This is a genomic window from Streptomyces sp. NPDC091289 (assembly GCF_044757365.1).
In the GTDB taxonomy this organism is placed as follows: Bacteria; Actinomycetota; Actinomycetes; order Streptomycetales; family Streptomycetaceae; genus Streptomyces.
The window spans coordinates 112,808-129,191 of sequence record NZ_JBIVUT010000022.1; the positions used below are offsets into that span (position 1 = coordinate 112,808).

The window sequence follows — 16,384 nt, forward strand, 5'->3', positions numbered from 1 at the left end:
GACGATCAGCCTCGCGTGAGCTTCTTGTAGGTGGCACGGTGCGGGCGGGCCGCGTCCGCACCGAGACGCTCGACCTTGTTCTTCTCGTACGACTCGAAGTTGCCCTCGAACCAGTACCACTTGGAGTCACCCTCGTAGGCGAGGATGTGCGTGGCGACGCGGTCCAGGAACCAACGGTCGTGGGAGATGACCACCGCCGCGCCCGGGAACTCCAGCAGCGCGTTCTCGAGCGAGGACAGGGTCTCCACGTCGAGGTCGTTGGTGGGCTCGTCGAGGAGCAGCAGGTTGCCGCCCTCCTTGAGCGTCAGGGCCAGGTTGAGGCGGTTGCGCTCACCACCGGACAGGACGCCGGCCGGCTTCTGCTGGTCCGGGCCCTTGAAGCCGAACGCGGAGACGTAGGCGCGGGACGGCATCTCGACCTGGCCGACGTTGATGTAGTCCAGCTCGTCCGAGACGACGGCCCAGAGGGTCTTCTTCGGGTCGATGTTGGCGCGGGACTGGTCGACGTAGGAGATCTTGACCGTGTCGCCGACCTTGATGGCGCCGCTGTCCGGCGTCTCCAGGCCCTGGATCATCTTGAACAGCGTGGTCTTGCCCGCGCCGTTCGGACCGATGATGCCGACGATGCCGTTACGGGGCAGCGTGAAGGACAGGTCGTCGATGAGGACCTTGTCGCCGAAGGCCTTCGAGAGGTTCTCGACCTCGACGACGATGGATCCGAGCCGCGGGCCCGGCGGAATCTGGATCTCCTCGAAGTCCAGCTTCCGCATCTTGTCGGCCTCGGCAGCCATCTCCTCGTACCGGGCGAGACGGGCCTTGGACTTGGTCTGACGCCCCTTGGCGTTGGACCGCACCCACTCCAGCTCTTCCTTGAGCCGCTTCTGGCGCTTCTCGTCCTTGCGGCCCTCGACCTTGAGGCGGGTCTGCTTCTTCTCCAGGTACGTGGAGTAGTTGCCCTCGTAGGCGATGGCGCGGCCGCGGTCGAGCTCGAGGATCCACTCGGCGACGTTGTTCAGGAAGTACCGGTCGTGGGTGACGGCGATGACGCAGCCCGCGTACTTCGAGAGGTGCTGCTCCAGCCAGTTCACCGACTCGGCGTCCAGGTGGTTGGTGGGCTCGTCGAGGAGGAGCAGGTCCGGGGCCTCGATGAGCAGCTTGCAGAGCGCCACGCGGCGCTTCTCGCCACCGGAGAGGTTGGTGACCGGCCAGTCGCCGGGCGGGCAGCCCAGGGCGTCCATGGCCTGCTCCAGCTGGGCGTCCAGGTCCCACGCGTTCGCGTGGTCCAGGTCCTCCTGGAGCTTGCCCATCTCCTCCATCAGCGCGTCGGAGTAGTCGGTCGCCATGAGCTCGGCGACCTCGTTGAAGCGCTTGAGCTTGCCCATGATCTCGGCGGCGCCGTCCTGGACGTTCTCCAGGACGGTCTTCTCCTCGTCCAGCTTCGGCTCCTGCATGAGGATGCCGACGCTGTACCCCGGCGACAGGAACGCGTCACCGTTGGACGGCTGCTCCAGGCCCGCCATGATCTTCAGCACCGTGGACTTACCGGCGCCGTTGGGCCCCACGACACCGATCTTCGCACCGGGCAGGAAGTTCAAGGTGACGTCATCAAGGATCACCTTGTCGCCGTGCGCCTTGCGCGTCTTGCGCATGGTGTAGATGAACTCAGCCAAGAGAAACCGTCCGGCAGCAATAGAGGTGTGGGCAGATACACCCCATCTTGCCTGACAGCCGTCCCCGGACGGAAACCCGTCCGGGGATCGACACAGCGACGGGGTCACTTCATGCGTCCGGGCTCTCACTCACCGTCGGCGCCGGACTGCTTCCGGCGGAGGAGGAAGACCGCGCCGCCGCCCACGACGAGCAGCCCGATGGCGACCGCCGCGATCATCGGAGTGGCGCTGGAGCCGCCCGTCGCGGCGAGGTCGCCCTCCAGCCCCGACGTGACGGAGCCGGTCGTGGCCGGGACGGACTGCTGGGCGCTCCGGGTGCCGACGTCGTTGCCGACGCCGCCCTCGCCCTCCTGGTCCAGGACGCTGCCGCTGGTGGCGCAGTCCAGCACCCCGGTGAAGGTCCTGCTGAACCCGGCGGGCCCGGTGATGGTGAAGTCGTACGCCTGGTCCTCGGCGACGGGGACCGTCACCGTGCCGGTGGCCCCGGCGGCGACGGTGTGCTCGGCTCCGGCCAGCTCGAAGGTGAACGGCCGGTCGCCCCGGTTGACCGCCGTGACGTCCACGCCGCCCGCGGCGCAGTTCTTCCGCGCGGTCACGGCGGGGGCGGCACCGGTCTCGGCCCACGTGGCGCCGGCTCGGGCGGAGACCGTGGACTCGCTGGAGCCGGCCAGGATCTGGGTCTGGGTACGGCCGGTCCCGACGAAGGCCCGGCCGACCGGCACGGAGGTGGTGGCCTGGACGGCCAGCGAGGCCGTGCCGTCGGCGGTGTCCTTCGGCACGGCGAAGTAGAGGCGGTCCCCGTCCGACGCCTGGGTGACGGGGGTGCCCTTCTTGTCCGTGACGGCGATGCCGCTGGCCGCCGCGTCCACCGGGGGCGACACCGAGACCTGGTCCGCGTCGGTGCGGACGGTCACGGGGCCGAGCAGCTCACCGGCCCGCCCGGCGACGGCGGCCGGTTCCAGGGTGAGCGAGGCCCGGGGTTCCTTCGCCCTGCGCGCGTTGCGGTGCAGCCAGTCGGCGAGCTTCTCCGCCTGCTTGTCCGATGCGGTGACATCGGCGTTGTCCGAGTAGCGCCAGATGGCGACCTGGGTGCCGGCGGCGGCGGTCCGCTCGGTCAGCGGGCCGGTGCCGGCCGCGTCGGCGAGCGCGGCCAGGTCGTCGACCTGGGGGTAGGAGTGCTGGAGGATCCAGCGGATCTTCCCCGCGTTCCGGTTGGTGCCGAGCGATGTCTCGGCCCAGGGGGCTTCCAGGTACTTCGCCTGGTCCTGGGTGGGGTTGTGGAGGTCGATGCAGTAGGTCTTGAGCTTGCCGCCGCCGTCCACGGTCATCTCGAACAGTCCGGCGGGCAGTTCCTGGGTGCGGTCGGGCGCACCGTGCTTCCCGGCGATGCGGAGCACGGCGCTGTCGAAGGTCTTGAGCCCGTCGAGCACCGCGGCCGCGCCGCCCTGGTGCCGGCCCGGGTCGTCGGCCGCCGCCGGTCCGGCGCCGACGAGTGCGGCAGCCGCGACGAGACCGGAGAGCAGCAGCGCGGCGACCGGGCGGAGGATCCCGCGGCCCGGGGGCGCCCCTGTCGTGCCGGACGACGCAGCGGACGCTGAAGACGCAGAAAACACAGAATTCCCCTCCGGGCGAGGCCCTCGCGCATGGTGCGCGTGTGGGGAATGCCTCGCCAGCAGACCCAAGTGACCCGTGAGCACTGGGAATCCTAAAGAACGGGCGAAGAGCAGTCCCCCGTACTGCCCTTGCACAACCATTCCGAATCGGAATCGTTATCGCGGGATGGCCGGCGCGTTTGTCGCCGATCAGCCTTTTCAGGACACTGCCGCCATTGCGCCCGCCTGTTCGAGCTGTTTCGGCGACTCCTCCGCGTCGCCGTCCGTGACCCGCTCCGAACGCTCCGTCAGAACGGGTTCCATTCTGGCCGCCCGGCGGAACGCGGCCGTTCCCCGGCTCAGGTCGTGGCCGACGGCGACGGCCTCGACGTCGACGAACGTCCTGCGCTGACCGGCCTGTTCCTCCTCGCGGACCTTCAACCGGCCGTGCACGACCAGGGGTTCCCCGACCGAAACGGAACCGGCCAGATTCGCGGCGAGCGTCCGCCAGGACCAGACGGTGTAGAAGCTGGTGCGGCCGTCGGTCCAGAGCTGTTTCTCACGGTCCCAGCGCCGCGGAGTGACGGCGAAACGGAATCGCGCCATTCCGCCGGTGGCCGTCTCCCGGAACTCCACCGCCGTGGCGGCGTTTCCCACCAGCGTCACCAGGGTCTCGTTCATTTCCCGCCCCCGCTTTCCTTGTCGCACCGCTTCGTACGGCGTCGGGCGACTCCGTACCGTGTGCGGTCTCCATGGTGGACGCCGGGCGGGAATCGCGTCGGGGCCTGTGGACTACCGGCCGGTTGTGGAGAACTCCGTCACCGTCACGTACCGCTCGCGCACTTCGCGGTAGCGCACCAGCTCGGCGGCGACCGGGTCCAGGACCCTGGCCCGGCCGCATCCGGCGGCCGCCTCGCGCAGTCGCCGCTCGGCGTCCTGCCCGTACCGTCTGGCCGGTCCCCGGATGGCCGCGGCGCAGGACCACTCCACCAGCGGGCCGCCGACGACTCCGGCCAGCATGATGAGCGCGGGCGTGACGAGCCCCGGCTCCAGGACGCCGATGATCTGGCCGACCAGCCACAGGCCGCCGAAGATCTGAAGGAGCGTCATCGACACCTGGGCCAGCACCGCGGCCGGCCACCACTTCGGCCGGGGCGGCTTGGCCGCCCGGCCGCCGAGCGGCGTCCCGCTGATGCCCTGGGCGCCCGCCGTTCCACCGCCCCGCCCGGCCGCCCCCGAGGCCGGGACCCCGGCCTTGACCGCCAGTTCGTCCAGCGCCTCGGACAACCCCTCCGCCCCGTTGAACGCGGCCTCGCGCACCGCCTGTGCCCAGGGTCCCGGCAGCCCGTCGGCGGCGTCGTCCGCGACGATCCGGACCGCCTGCTCGACCCGCTGCCGGGCCGTCAGTTCCTCCTCGGGCGGGGTGAGCGCCTGGCCCATCCGGTCCAGGCTGCCGGGCAGGCCCCGGTTCTCGTACCAGCGCCAGAGCCGCAGCCACGGCGTCCCGCAGGCCCGCCCGGCGTTCCTGCGCCACTCCCGCTCGGCGGCCTGTCCGGCGGCCGCCGCGCCGACGGCCTCGGCCAGCCGGTCGGTGAACTCCTCGCGGGCCCGCTCGCCGAGGCCGGGCCGGCCCTCGGCCACGTACACCGGGCGCAGCCGCGCCGCCGCCGCGTCGACGTCGGCGGAGAGCCGGCGGGTGGCGGCCGTGCGGTCCTGGACGAAGCGGCCGACCAGCTCGCGGAGTTCGGGCACCCCGTCGCCGGTGAGCGCGGACAGGGACGTGACGGTGGCACCGGGTTCGCCGTGCTCGCCGAGGGCGATGCCGTCCTCGTCGAGGAGGCGGCGCAGGTCGTCGAGGACGAGGTCGGCCGCCTCGCCGGGCAGCCGGTCGGTCTGGTTGAGGACGACGAAGGTGACCTCCGCGTGTCCGGCGAGCGGGCGCAGATAGCGCTCGTGGAGGGCGGCGTCGGCGTACTTCTCCGGGTCGACGACCCAGATCACCGCATCGACCAGGGCCAGCACCCGGTCCACCTGGTCGCGGTGTTCGGTGGCCGCCGAGTCGTGGTCGGGAAGGTCGACCAGGACGAGCCCCTGGAGCGCCTCGTCGGACGCGGCGGGCCCGGGGTGGGGCCTGCGCCGCAGCCGCCCGGGGACGGCGAGCCGGTCCAGCAGCCCGGCGGCCCCGTCGGTCCAGCTGCACGCGATGGGCTGGGAGGTGGTGGGCCGGCGCAGCCCGGTGTCGGAGATCGGGGCCCCGGCGAGCGCGTTGAACAGGGTCGACTTCCCGCTGCCGGTCGCTCCCGCGATGGCGATGACCGTGTGCCGTGAGGAGAGCCGCTGCCGGGCTGCGGCCTCGTCGAGCACGCGTCCGGCCTCGGCGAGGGTGTCCCGGTCGAGCCGGGCGCGGGAGAGTCCGACGAGTTCGCGCAGGGCGTCCAGCCGGGGCGGCAGCGGCCCGCCGGAGGGGACATACGCCTCGACCTGCGGCTCCGGGTCGTCCTCGTCGGGCGTACCGGGCGCGGGTTCCCCGGCCTCGCGGGCCTCGGCCGCCGCGGCGCGCCGGGCGATCAGCCCGTCGTCCCAGCGCCCGTCCTTGCGCCCGCGCCCGTCCCCGTCCGCAGGAGCCGCCCCCTCCCCCTTCATCTTCTTCCCTCTCCCCTTGCCCTGGTCCTCGTCCGTGACGGCAGTCATCGCTGCCACCTCTCCTTCTGCAGTACGGAAAGCGCGGCGATCAGTTCGGCCTGGGGTTCGGGGGCGACGTCGAGCGCGTCGAGGGGGGCGAGGCGGCGGTCGCGTTCGCCGCCGAAGACCTGGTCGAGGTAGGTCGTCAGCAGATCGCCGCCCTTGTCGCGGAGGCGCAGCGCGCCCTGGGCCCCGATGCGTTCGGCGAGCTGCTCCCCCGCCGCACGGGCGCGCCGTCCGCCGAGGAGGGCGGCCGCGAGCAGTGCGGCGACGCTCTCGGGGGCGGGCGCCACGCTGCGGTCGAGCTGGCGCACCTCCTCCTCTGCCAGCTCCTCCAGGACCCGTCGCCACCGGCGTACGGCGACGGCGATGCGCCCTTCGACGTCCTCGGCGGGCCCCCAGCCACCGGCCTCCCGCCCGGCCTCCTCGAACCGGAACAGGGCCCCGGCGGGTTCGCGGCGCCACTGGGTGCGGATCTGTTCGTCGGCCGCGGAGACCGAGCACTGGAGCAGGGCCACCAGGCTGTCGACGAGGGCTTCGAGGAGTTCCTCGGGCGAGCTGTAGAGCGGGTAGCCGCGCCACCGGGTCCGCGCGTCCCCGGAGAGCACCGCCCCGCTCTTGAGACGCCGCCGGATCCGGGCGGCCTCCTTGCCGTACGCGTCCTCGACCACCCCGGTCAGCCGTACGGAGGCGGCGTACTGGGCGGCGACGGCGGAGGCCAGTCCTGGCATCCGTACGTTGAGCGACTCGATGACGCCGGAGGCGGTGCGCCCCACCGCCTGCTGCCGGGCGGCGGGGTCCTGGGCCCGGTGGGCGAGCCAGGCACGCAGCGGGGCGACCGCGGTGGTGGGGAGCAGTCCGCTGCCGCCGCCCGCGGACTCGGGCAGTTCCGGGATGGTGAACCGGGGTACGTCCCCGAGTCCGGCCCGGGTCAGCAGCGCCGCGTACTGCCGGGACACCTCGGCGATGACCTGGTGGGGCACCCGGTCGAGGACGGTGACGAGGGCCGCGTCGTACTCCTTCGCGGTACGCAGCAGATGCCAGGGCACCGCGTCGGCGTAGCGCGATGCGGTGGTGACCATCACCCAGACGTCGGCGGCGCAGATGAGCTCGGCGGCGAGGACGCGGTTGCGGACGACGAGCGAGTCGATGTCGGGGGCGTCCAGGAGCGCGAGCCCGCGGGGCAGGCTCACCGCGGTCTCCACCCGCAGCGCGGTCTCCCCGTCCCCTCCCCGCGCGGCGAGGTCGTCCAGCCCGTCCGGGTCGGGGGCCTGCCCCGGCGGCAGCCAGATCCGGGTCAGCTGCGGCAGCACCCGCACCCCGGCGAACCAGTGGTGGTCGTCCGGGTGGCAGACCAGCACCGGGGTCCGGGTGGTGGGCCGCAGCACCCCGGCCTGGCTGACCCGGCAGCCCACCAGCGAGTTGACCAGGGTGGACTTCCCGGCCCCGGTGGATCCGCCGATCACGGCGAGCAGCGGCGCCTCGGGATCCTTGAGGCGCGGCAGGAGGTAGTCGTCGAGCTGGGCGAGGAGTTCGACCCTGGTCTGCCGGGCGCGTTCGGCCCCCGGCAGGGGCAGTGGAAGACGCACGGCGGCGACACGGTCGCGCAGGGCGGAAAGTGCGTCGATGAGCTGAGGCCGTACGTCCATGGTCACCACATGCGAAGAATGCCCAATTTTGGCGGCTTTTTGAAGCGTATAGCCCCCTCTGCGCGGCGGTTCCACCCTCTGGACAGAGTCAGGACAGAGGGGACGAGTGGGGCGGGGGCATAACGAGTGCACAACACCCGGCGCGAGGGGGGCGAAAACCGATGCAGGAATCGCACCTACCTGCGATTATCGGTTCGCTTCACCGAACCTCCACATCGTGCCACGCAGGTGAAGCAACCGGGTCCAGGGGATCGGAGCCCTATCCTTGTCCCGGCACGGCCACGGAACCACCGATCAGGACTCCCGGCCCCCGTAGCTCAGTGGATAGAGCAGGCGCCTTCTAAGCGCTTGGCCGCAGGTTCGAGTCCTGCCGGGGGCGCACCGACCGCACGACCGTGAGGCCCTCCACGCAGGAGGGCCTTTTCGTCGGTCGAGGACGTCCTCGCCGAACGGCGCGACGGCCTTCTCCCGGCCCGTCCTTGACACGTCGGCCTGCGGTGAAGAAGATTCGGTTCATCCTGGGGATGCCTGCGCATCGCCGTACCGGCCCGTCTTCGCCGGCAGGATCCCTCGGCCCGCATCGCGTTCGTCGCGCCGGCCCACCTCACGTCTTTCTTCTCCTTCCTCACGTCGCCGCACCGCGAAGCTGCCGCGCGTATCCGGTCCGCGCCCTCCGCGGGCGCGGTCGTTCACCGTCCGCCCACGGGCCCACGCGCCCTGCCGGTCCCCGCCCTGTGGCCCGGGGCCCGGTCCCGCCCATCGCGGTTCACGAAAGGACCAACGGCATGAGCACCGAATTACGCACCGAGTCCCCCGGGCGGGGGATGCTCCCCTCTCTCACCGGTCTGCGCTGGATCGCCGCGCTCCTGGTCTTCGGACTCCACTTCACCGCCCTGCAGTTGGGGACGGAGGTCGGAGCGCAGGAGCCCTCCGGGGTGGACCGCGGCGTCAGCAGCGTCTTCGGCACCGGATTCATCGGGGTCTCCTTCTTCTTCGTCCTCAGCGGTTTCGTGCTGACCTGGTCCACCCCGACGGACCGCCGGGCACGGCTGTTCTGGCGGCACCGGTTCGCGAAGATCTTCCCGGTGTACGTCGCGGGCTCGGTCCTGGCCGTGCTACTGACCTTCATATCCGCGGAGCTCTGGCCCAGTTGGCGCACCGTCCTGGCGCACACCTTCCTGGTCCAGTCGTGGATCCCGGACCAGTCCTACGTCTTCGGGCTCAACCCGGTGATGTGGTCCCTGAGCTGTGAGGCGTTCTTCTATCTGTGCTTCCCGGCGCTGCTGGTGGCGATGGTGCGAGCGACCACCCGCACCCTGCAGGTCACAGCCGTCGTCTGCGTGGCGCTGACCTTCCTGGGGCCGACCCTGGCCGACCGGGTCTTCGCGCTCCGGACCCCCGAGCCTGCGCCGGTCGTGCCGCTGGAGGGGTACGACAGCCAGTTCATGCTCTGGTTCACCGAGGTCTTCCCCCTGATGCGGCTCACCGAGTTCGTCATCGGGATGATCGTCGCGCTGCTCGTACGCAGAGGGGCTTGGCGGGGGCCCGGCCTCCGGGTGGCCCTGGGGATCTGCGCGGTGGGCTTCCTGCTGAACCGGGAGCTGCCGCCGCCGCTCCAGCGGGCGGCCGGGATGCTCATCCCCATCGCCCTGCTGATCGCCGCCCTGGCCGACGCGGACCGGGCCGGGAAGTGGACGCCGTTCCGCGGGCCGCTGATGGTGTTCCTCGGGAAGATCTCCTTCTGCTTCTACGCGGTGCACATGATCTTCGTACTGAACACGCTCGGCCGTCTCAAGCCGTGGCTGTTCGATCTCGGGCTGATCTCGCGGCCGACCCAGGCGCTTCCTCTCTGGGCAACGCTCGGCTTCCTCGTCCTCTACGCAGCCGCCGCGGGGCTGGCGGCCTGGGCCCTGTACCGGTGGGTGGAGGTGCCGATGACCAGGATGCTGCGGGGCCGGCCGGGGTCGGAGCCACCGCCGGAGGCCGCGGGCGTACCGACCGGACCGCGGGCGAAGGCCGCGGTGGGCCCGCCCGCCGACCGACCCGACAGCTGAACGCCGTGAGGCCGCCCGGACATCCGGGCGGCCTCACGGCGGACGGTCTCGCCCGCCGGTGGGCGGACACGGGGAAGACCCGGTCAGAGGGCACGGGGGATGGCCCCCCGACCGGGTCGATCAGGGACACCGGCCGAGGCGCCGGTGCGGGCTGGTGCGGGGCGTGCCGGGTCGCGTCAGTGCGCGCTCGGTTCCGGCTTCGTCACCTCGTTCTTCTCCTCGGCGGCGCTCCCGCCGCCGGGGTTGCGGGGCTTGACGAACAGCGTGGCCGCGAGCGCCAGGAGCAGCAGCCCGGCACACACATAGCTGGACACCTCGATCGCGTCGGCCATCGCCTGGCGTGCCGCGTCGGCGACGGACGAGGTCTGCGGGTCCGCCGCGAGACCCGGGATGACCGAACCCGCACTGTCGGTCACGACACCGCTCAGCTCCCGGGCCTGTTCGTCGGGAACCCCGGAGCCGGTCAGACTGTCCCGCAGATTGGAGGTGATCGTGGTGAAGAACAGGGTGGTCAGCACGGCGATTCCGAGCGCGGCGCCGAGTTCGCGGGACGCGCTCTGGATGCCCGACCCCTGCCCCGCACTCTCGGCGGGCACGTCCACGAGCACGATGTTGGTGACCTGTGCGGTGGCGAAGCCGACCCCGATGCCGTAGATGAACAGGGCGATCGCGATCAGCCACCAGGCGCTGTCGGTGGCCGCGATCAGACCCAGCATGGCCAGGCCCGCCGCTTCGAGGACCAGGCCGAGGCGCACCAGGGTGATCGGTGTGCTGGACATCGAGAAGCTCGCGCCGCTGGCACAGAAGCTGCCCGCCGCGAGGGCCACGAGCGCCAGACCCGCCTGGAACGCGCTGTAGTCGAGGGCGAACTGCAGCCAGAGCGGCATCACCGCGATGATGCCGAACTCGCCGAGGCCGACGACCAGCGTGACGACGTTGCCGTTGCGGAAGGAAGCGATGGAGAACAGCCGCACGTCCATCAGCGGCTCCTCGTTGCGCCGGCTGAGTGCTGCCTGGCGCCGCCAGAAGACGACCATGACGAGGACGGACACGATGAACGCGACGAACACCGGGGAGGGGCCGCCGCTCCAGGAGATGCCGCCGACCTCCAGCGGTTCGATGGTCTTGAGCCAGCCGTACGTACGGCCCTCGATCAGCCCGAACGCGAGGAAACCGAGCCCGATCGCCGACAGGACGCCGCCGAGGACGTCGATGCTGCCCCGCGTACGGGGAGAGGCGGGCAGGTAGTACAGGGCTGCGGCGATGATCAGCGCCACGAGTGGGATGTTGATACCGAAGGCCCAGCGCCAGGAGAAGTCCGCGAGCCAGCCGCCCAGCAGTGGACCGACGGCCGCCGCGGCTCCGATGGTCGAGCCCCAGACGGCGAACGCCTGCCCTCGGGCCTTGCCGGTGAACGTCGCGTTCACCAGGGCCAGCGAGGTCGGCAGGATCATGGCCCCGCCGATTCCCTGCAGGAAGCGGGCCAGGATCAGCAGGCCGCCGTTGGGGGCGACCGCCGCGACCAGACTGGTGAACCCGAAGACGACGAGACCGATGAGGAAGATCTTGCGGGCTCCGTGCAGGTCGGACAGGCGCCCGGCGATCAGGAGCAGGGCCGCGAAGATGATCGCGTAGGACTCCTGGACCCACTGGGCCTCGACCGAGGTGACCTCCAGGTCCTCGATGATCGGGGCGAGGATCACGTTGACGATGGTGATGTCGACAACGATCAGAGCCACGCCCAAGGACACGGCGACGAGGCCGAGCCATTGACGCATGGACGGGGATTCTTCTGTGGCGCTCACGGTTCCTCCACCCTGGTGTATCTTTACAGCGAAGGTAACTCTGCGCGCTGTGCCTTGTCAACTCGGGTAGCGAGCGTGGCGGGGTAACCAAAGAGGGGTGGGGGCCGTTGACCGCGGCAGCAAGGCACCTGCACAACCGAGAGGCCCTCCCATGCCCCCCTCAGCAGTTCACTTCAACGGCGGGGTCAACCTGCCGGACCCCGCCACGGTGATGCGAGTACTCGCCGAACGGGTCCCCGTCGGCGTCCGCCGGCTGCCCGACGGGGAGACCGGCGGCCGCTCCCAGTGGATCGGCTTCCAGCTCCCCCGCGTCCTCGCCGCATCCGGCCTGCGGGAGGTCGGCGGCGACGACGACGCGTACACGGGCGGCCCCACCGCCGCCCTCGCCGGGAACACCGACCCGGACACGATCGACTGGGGCGATCTCGGCTACGCCACCGAGTACCGGAAGTCCTACGAGGTCTTCACGGGGCTGCGCGACGAGGGCGTCATCCCCGCCGGCGTACGGATGCAGGCCGAGTACCCGACCCCGGTCGCGGTCGGCATGCTCTTCCACCCCGACGACAAGGACCGGATCGCACCGTCCTACGAGCGCGCGCTCCTCGCCGACCTGGACGAGCTCGTGCGGAGCGTTCCGCACGACGATCTCGCCGTGCAGTGGGACGTGGCGGTGGAGACCGTCACGATCGACCAGCAGCCCGAGCTGCTCGAACCGCTGACCGCCCGGCTCGCGGCGCTCGTCGACCACCTGCCCGCGGCCGTGCCGGCCGGACTGCACCTGTGTTACGGCGACTTCGAGCACCGTCACATGGTCGAGCCGAAATCCCTGGCGAACCAGGTCGCCATCGCCAACGCGGTGACCGTGGCCGCCGGGCGCGCCCCGGCCTGGATCTCGTTCACCGTCCCGCAGGACCGCGACGACGAGGCCTACTTCGCGCCGCTGGCCGGCCTCCGCACCGCCCCGGAGACCGAGATCTACCTGTCGGTCGTGCCCTACCATCCCGGGATCCAGGCCGAAGGCACGACCGGACGGCAGATCGCCCTCATCGACCGCTACCTGCCTGCGGACGCTCACCCCTGGGGCATCTGCACCGAGTGCGGCATGGCTCGGGCGGACCGCGAGGACGTACCGCGCCTGATCGAACTGCACCGCGAGATCCTCGCGCTGCACGCCCCGGCCCGGTAGCCCCGGCGCCCCGGGCCGGCCCCCGCCATGGCGGCGGGGGCCGGCCCGTTCGTTAGTCCAGGTGGGCAACACCGCAGGGAACAAGGGGCCTTGACAACACGACCTGCGATGAAGAAGATGTTGTTCATATTGGAATGTGTGTGTCCGGGCCTTGATTTACGGCCCCCGATCCCGACACCACGGTTTCCCATCGACCCGCAGCGGACAGCGAACGCCGAGATATTTTCTCGGCGTTTTTTCGTGTGCCCAAAAGGAGAAGAATGAAAGCCCTCTTCATTGCAGCGGGAACGAGCCCTGCGGGCGTATTCGCCCTGGCTCCGCTCGCGACGGCACTGCGCAACGCCGGTCACGAGATCATCGTCGCAGCCTTCGACGAACTCACCCCGGCCATCGAGGGTGTGGGACTGCCCCCGGTGGCCGTGGTGACCGAGCACACCACCGAGAGCATCAAGCAACTGGACCGGCCCGGCGGACCCATCGAGTTCCCGTGGTCCCCCGAACAGGAACTCCCCTATGTCGGCCGGTGGTTCGGCCGACAGGCAGCGGTGAGCCTGGAAGGGCTCCTGGCACTCACCAAGAGCTGGAGCCCGGATCTGGTGATCGGCGGGACCGACGCGTACGCCGCCGCGCTGCTCGGGGCCCACCTCGGCATCCCGCATGTCCGGCAGGCCTGGGACTGGCTGCACTTCGACGGCGGGGAGCGGTACGCGAACGAGGAGCTCGCCCCCGAGCTGTCGGCCATCGGGCTCGACCGGCTGCCCGACCCCGACCTGTTCATCGACCTCTGCCCGCCGAGCCTGCTGCCGCCCGGCGCGACCCCGGGCATCCCGATGCGGTGGGTGCCGGGCAACCGGCAGCGCACGCTGGAACCGTGGATGTACGAACGCGGTGAGCGCCCCCGGATCTGCGTCACCTACGGCAGCTTCCGGACCGCCATGCCCGAGATCTTCGACCACCTCTGCGGGCTGATATCCCGGCTCACCGACCTGGACGCCGAGATCGTGGTGGCGGCCAACGACGAGGCGGCCGAGAAGCTGCGCGCCCGCTTCCCGCAGGTCCGCAGCGGCTGGGTGCCGCTGGAGTTCCTCGTCCGCACCTGCGACACGATCGTGCACAGCGGCGGGCTGACCGCGCTCAACGCGATGGCCGCCGGCACACCGCAGGTCGTGCTCAATCAGTTCGAGGCGTTCCAGCCCTCGCTGCGGCTGCTGGAGCAGCAGGGTTCGGCACTCGTCCTGCACCGGGACGCCGGTTCCCCCGAGGGCACGTTCGAGGCGTGCGGCACGATCCTGTCCGACGAGCGCTACGCACGGCAGGCGCGCGAACTCGCCGCCGAGCTCCACTCGTTGCCGACGCCGAACGCGGTCGTCGCCGACCTGGAGAGGCTGGTGCAGTCGTGAGCAGTTACGGAGCGGACCACGCGGACGTGTACGACGCCGTCTACCGAGGCCGGGGCAAGGACTACGGGGCGGAGGCGGACGACGTTCTGCGGCTGCTGCGCGAGCGGCGGCCCGACATCGGCAGTCTGCTGGATGTCGCCTGCGGCACCGGTGCCCATCTGGACGCACTGCGCAAGTCGGTCGACCACGTGGAGGGCGTCGAACTCGCCCCCGCGATGCACGCGCTGGCGGTGGAGCGGCTGCCGGGCGTGGCGGTCCACCACGACGACATGCGCTCCTTCGACCTGGGCCGCACCTTCGACGCGATCACCTGCATGTTCAGCTCGGTCGGGTATCTGCAGTCGACCGAGGAGCTGGACCGCACCCTGGCGGTGTTCCGGCGCCATCTGACGCCGGGCGGGGTGGTGCTGGTCGAGCCGTGGTGGTTCCCCGAGGAGTTCCTCGACGGGTACATCGGGGCCGCCGTCGTGGAGGTGGACGGCCGCACCATCGCCCGCGTCTCGCACACGGTCCGTGAGGGCGACTCCACCCGGATGACCGTGGAGTACACGGTGGGCGAGCCCACCACCGGGCTGCGCCGGTTCTCCGACACTCATGTGCTGTCGCTGTTCACCCGCGAGAGTTACGAGACCGCCTTCGAGCGGGCCGGGCTGGATGTCGCGTACGTGGTCGGCGGCCCCTCGGGGCGCGGGCTGTTCCTCGCCACCGCGCCCTCCGCTCCGTCCGGCGACGAGGCGCGGGAGGGGCGATGACAGCCGCCGCCGCGCCGGGTCGGGTCGGCACGGTGCGCCCCTGCGAGCTGATGGATCTCCAGACCATCGCCGACAACCGCGGCCACCTGTCCGTGGTCGAGGGAATCAAGGACATCGGCTTCGATATCAAGCGGCTTTTCTACCTCTACTCCTTGCCGGTGGACTCGATGCGCGGCGATCACGCCCACCGCAATCTGGAGCAATTGGTCATCGCCGTTTCCGGCAGTTTCGACGTCACGGTCGACGACACCGCCGAAACGGCGGTCTTCCGGCTGGACAGTCCGCATCAGGGCCTCTACATCGGGCCGATGGTGTGGAACGGCCTCACCAACTTCTCCGAAGGCGCGGTCGCGCTGGTCCTGGCCTCCGAACATTACGACGAGGCCGATTACTACCGCGAGTATCAGGAATTCGCGGCGGATGCCGGACGGCTGAGGTGAACATTCCCTTCCTCGATCTCAAGGCGCCCCACGCGGAGATCCGGGAGGAGCTGGACGCGGCGTACCACCGGGTGGTCGACTCGGGCTGGTTCCTCCTGGGCTCCGAACTGGAGTCGTTCGAGGCCGAGTTCGCCGCCTACTGCGGTGCGGAGCACTGTGTGGCCGTCGGCAGCGGCTGCGATGCCCTGGAACTGGCGCTGCGGGGCCTGGGCATCGGCCCGGGCGACGAGGTGATCGTCCCCAGCGCGACGTACATCGCCACCTGGCTCTCCGTATCGGCCGCCGGAGCCACCCCGGTGCCGGTCGAGGTGGACCCGGCCACCCATCTGCTCGATCCCGCCCTGGTCGCGGCGGCGATCACCTCGGCCACCCGGGCCGTCATGCCGGTCCACCTCTACGGCCAGGCCGCGGACCTCGACGCGCTACGGCGGACCGCCGAGGCGCACGGCCTCGCGGTGGTGGACGACGCCGCCCAGGCCCACGGCGCCCGCTACCGGGGCCGCCGGGTGGGCACCGGAACCACCGCGACCGCGTTCAGCTTCTACCCCGGCAAGAACCTCGGGGCGCTCGGCGACGGCGGGGCCGTGCTGACCGCGGACGCTGAACTGGCCGACCGGCTCCGGCTGTTGCGCAACTACGGCTCCCGGCGCAAGTACCACCACGAGATCCGTGCCACCAACTCCCGCCTCGACGAACTGCAAGCGGCCCTCCTGCGGGTCAAGCTCGGTCATCTGGACCGCTGGAACCACCGCCGGGCACGGATCGCCGGGCAGTACCGGGCGGGGCTCGCAGGACTTCCGGGCCTGCGTCTCCCGGAGACTCCGGCGGACACCGAGCCCGCGTGGCACCTGTTCGTCGTCGGCTGCGACGACCGGGACCGGCTGCAGAAGAGCCTGACCGCAGCGGGCATCGGCACACTGGTCCACTACCCGGTCCCGGTCCATCTGTCACAGGCCTATGCCGACGCCCACCGGTGGCCGGCCGGTTCCTACCCGATCGCGGAGTCCATCGCCGGGCAGGTGCTCAGCCTGCCCATGGGACCCCATCTGAGCGACCGGGACGTGTCGGACGTGATCACGGCCGTCCGCGCCGCACTCCGCGTCTGACCACGCCTCCTCGTACTTACTCCTTCCGTACTCTCGCGACCGAAAGGT

General features: G+C 71.0%; 12 protein-coding genes and 1 tRNA gene. 7 read left to right on the forward strand and 6 right to left on the reverse strand.

Going from position 1 to position 16,384, the window contains the following annotated elements; genetic code table 11:
• Window positions 1-5: 5 nt before the first annotated feature.
• From ettA to ACIQPT_RS27760, 5 genes are all read right to left on the reverse strand, one after another.
• Window positions 6-1,670 carry an energy-dependent translational throttle protein EttA gene (gene ettA / locus ACIQPT_RS27740; RefSeq protein ID WP_381135299.1) on the reverse strand — a complete coding sequence of 555 codons (1,665 nt, stop codon included), beginning with the start codon at window positions 1,668-1,670 and terminating at the stop codon, window positions 6-8.
• Between the two features lie 125 nt (window positions 1,671-1,795).
• A complete protein-coding gene (locus ACIQPT_RS27745) occupies window positions 1,796-3,283 on the reverse strand; it encodes a Cys-Gln thioester bond-forming surface protein (RefSeq protein ID WP_401159650.1) in 1,488 nt (495 codons plus the stop codon).
• Between the two features lie 198 nt (window positions 3,284-3,481).
• Window positions 3,482-3,943 (reverse strand): single-stranded DNA-binding protein, encoded by a 462-nt coding sequence (locus ACIQPT_RS27750; RefSeq protein ID WP_401159653.1) that lies wholly within the window; start codon window positions 3,941-3,943, stop codon window positions 3,482-3,484.
• Window positions 3,944-4,054: 111 nt separating this feature from the next.
• A complete protein-coding gene (locus tag ACIQPT_RS27755) occupies window positions 4,055-5,953 on the reverse strand; it encodes a GTPase (RefSeq protein WP_401159656.1) in 1,899 nt (632 codons plus the stop codon).
• On the reverse strand, window positions 5,950-7,593 hold the full coding sequence (locus tag ACIQPT_RS27760; protein WP_401159659.1) for an ATP-binding protein: 1,644 nt from the start codon (window positions 7,591-7,593) through the stop codon (window positions 5,950-5,952). The genes ACIQPT_RS27755 and ACIQPT_RS27760 overlap by 4 nt, the downstream gene beginning before the upstream one ends.
• Window positions 7,594-7,899: 306 nt before the next feature.
• Between ACIQPT_RS27760 and ACIQPT_RS27765 the strand changes: the two genes are divergently transcribed.
• Together ACIQPT_RS27765 and ACIQPT_RS27770 are read left to right on the forward strand one after the other, a co-directional pair.
• Window positions 7,900-7,972: transfer RNA gene (locus ACIQPT_RS27765), tRNA-Arg, on the forward strand.
• A 406-nt stretch (window positions 7,973-8,378) separates the two neighbouring features.
• A complete protein-coding gene (locus ACIQPT_RS27770; RefSeq protein ID WP_401159661.1) occupies window positions 8,379-9,647 on the forward strand; it encodes an acyltransferase family protein in 1,269 nt (422 codons plus the stop codon).
• 176 nt (window positions 9,648-9,823) lie between these two features.
• Here ACIQPT_RS27770 and ACIQPT_RS27775 read toward each other — a convergent pair whose 3' ends face one another.
• Window positions 9,824-11,425 (reverse strand): DHA2 family efflux MFS transporter permease subunit, encoded by a 1,602-nt coding sequence (locus ACIQPT_RS27775; RefSeq protein ID WP_401159730.1) that lies wholly within the window; start codon window positions 11,423-11,425, stop codon window positions 9,824-9,826.
• Window positions 11,426-11,603: 178 nt separating this feature from the next.
• On the opposite strand from ACIQPT_RS27775, the gene ACIQPT_RS27780 reads away from it, so the two are divergent.
• The 5 genes from ACIQPT_RS27780 to ACIQPT_RS27800 all read left to right on the forward strand — a co-directional run bounded on the left by ACIQPT_RS27780 (window position 11,604) and on the right by ACIQPT_RS27800 (window position 16,336).
• Complete coding sequence (locus ACIQPT_RS27780) at window positions 11,604-12,638, forward strand: hypothetical protein (protein WP_401159664.1); 1,035 nt, start codon at window positions 11,604-11,606, stop codon at window positions 12,636-12,638.
• Between the two features lie 260 nt (window positions 12,639-12,898).
• Window positions 12,899-14,038 carry a glycosyltransferase gene (locus ACIQPT_RS27785; RefSeq protein ID WP_401159667.1) on the forward strand — a complete coding sequence of 380 codons (1,140 nt, stop codon included), beginning with the start codon at window positions 12,899-12,901 and terminating at the stop codon, window positions 14,036-14,038.
• A complete protein-coding gene (locus ACIQPT_RS27790) occupies window positions 14,035-14,790 on the forward strand; it encodes a class I SAM-dependent DNA methyltransferase (RefSeq protein ID WP_401159669.1) in 756 nt (251 codons plus the stop codon). Before ACIQPT_RS27785 ends, ACIQPT_RS27790 begins: the two co-directional genes overlap by 4 nt.
• Window positions 14,787-15,230, forward strand: a complete 444-nt coding sequence (locus ACIQPT_RS27795) for a sugar 3,4-ketoisomerase (protein ID WP_401159672.1) — start codon at window positions 14,787-14,789, stop codon at window positions 15,228-15,230. The genes ACIQPT_RS27790 and ACIQPT_RS27795 overlap by 4 nt, the downstream gene beginning before the upstream one ends.
• The gene (locus ACIQPT_RS27800; RefSeq protein ID WP_401159675.1) at window positions 15,227-16,336 is read left to right on the forward strand and encodes a DegT/DnrJ/EryC1/StrS family aminotransferase; all 1,110 of its coding nucleotides are present in this window, start codon (window positions 15,227-15,229) and stop codon (window positions 16,334-16,336) included. Before ACIQPT_RS27795 ends, ACIQPT_RS27800 begins: the two co-directional genes overlap by 4 nt.
• Window positions 16,337-16,384 lie beyond the last annotated feature (48 nt).

What these genes read in the sequence shown, in the direction of transcription:
- ACIQPT_RS27750 (WP_401159653.1), bottom strand. Translation starts at nt 3,943, where the DNA reads ATGAACGAGACCCTGGTGACGCTGGTGGGAAACGCCGCCACGGCGGTG.
- ACIQPT_RS27755 (WP_401159656.1), bottom strand. Translation starts at nt 5,953, where the DNA reads ATGACTGCCGTCACGGACGAGGACCAGGGCAAGGGGAGAGGGAAGAAG.
- ACIQPT_RS27760 (WP_401159659.1), bottom strand. Translation starts at nt 7,593, where the DNA reads ATGGACGTACGGCCTCAGCTCATCGACGCACTTTCCGCCCTGCGCGAC.
- ACIQPT_RS27770 (WP_401159661.1), top strand. Translation starts at nt 8,379, where the DNA reads ATGAGCACCGAATTACGCACCGAGTCCCCCGGGCGGGGGATGCTCCCC.
- ACIQPT_RS27775 (WP_401159730.1), bottom strand. Translation starts at nt 11,425, where the DNA reads ATGCGTCAATGGCTCGGCCTCGTCGCCGTGTCCTTGGGCGTGGCTCTG.
- ACIQPT_RS27780 (WP_401159664.1), top strand. Translation starts at nt 11,604, where the DNA reads ATGCCCCCCTCAGCAGTTCACTTCAACGGCGGGGTCAACCTGCCGGAC.
- ACIQPT_RS27785 (WP_401159667.1), top strand. Translation starts at nt 12,899, where the DNA reads ATGAAAGCCCTCTTCATTGCAGCGGGAACGAGCCCTGCGGGCGTATTC.
- ACIQPT_RS27795 (WP_401159672.1), top strand. Translation starts at nt 14,787, where the DNA reads ATGACAGCCGCCGCCGCGCCGGGTCGGGTCGGCACGGTGCGCCCCTGC.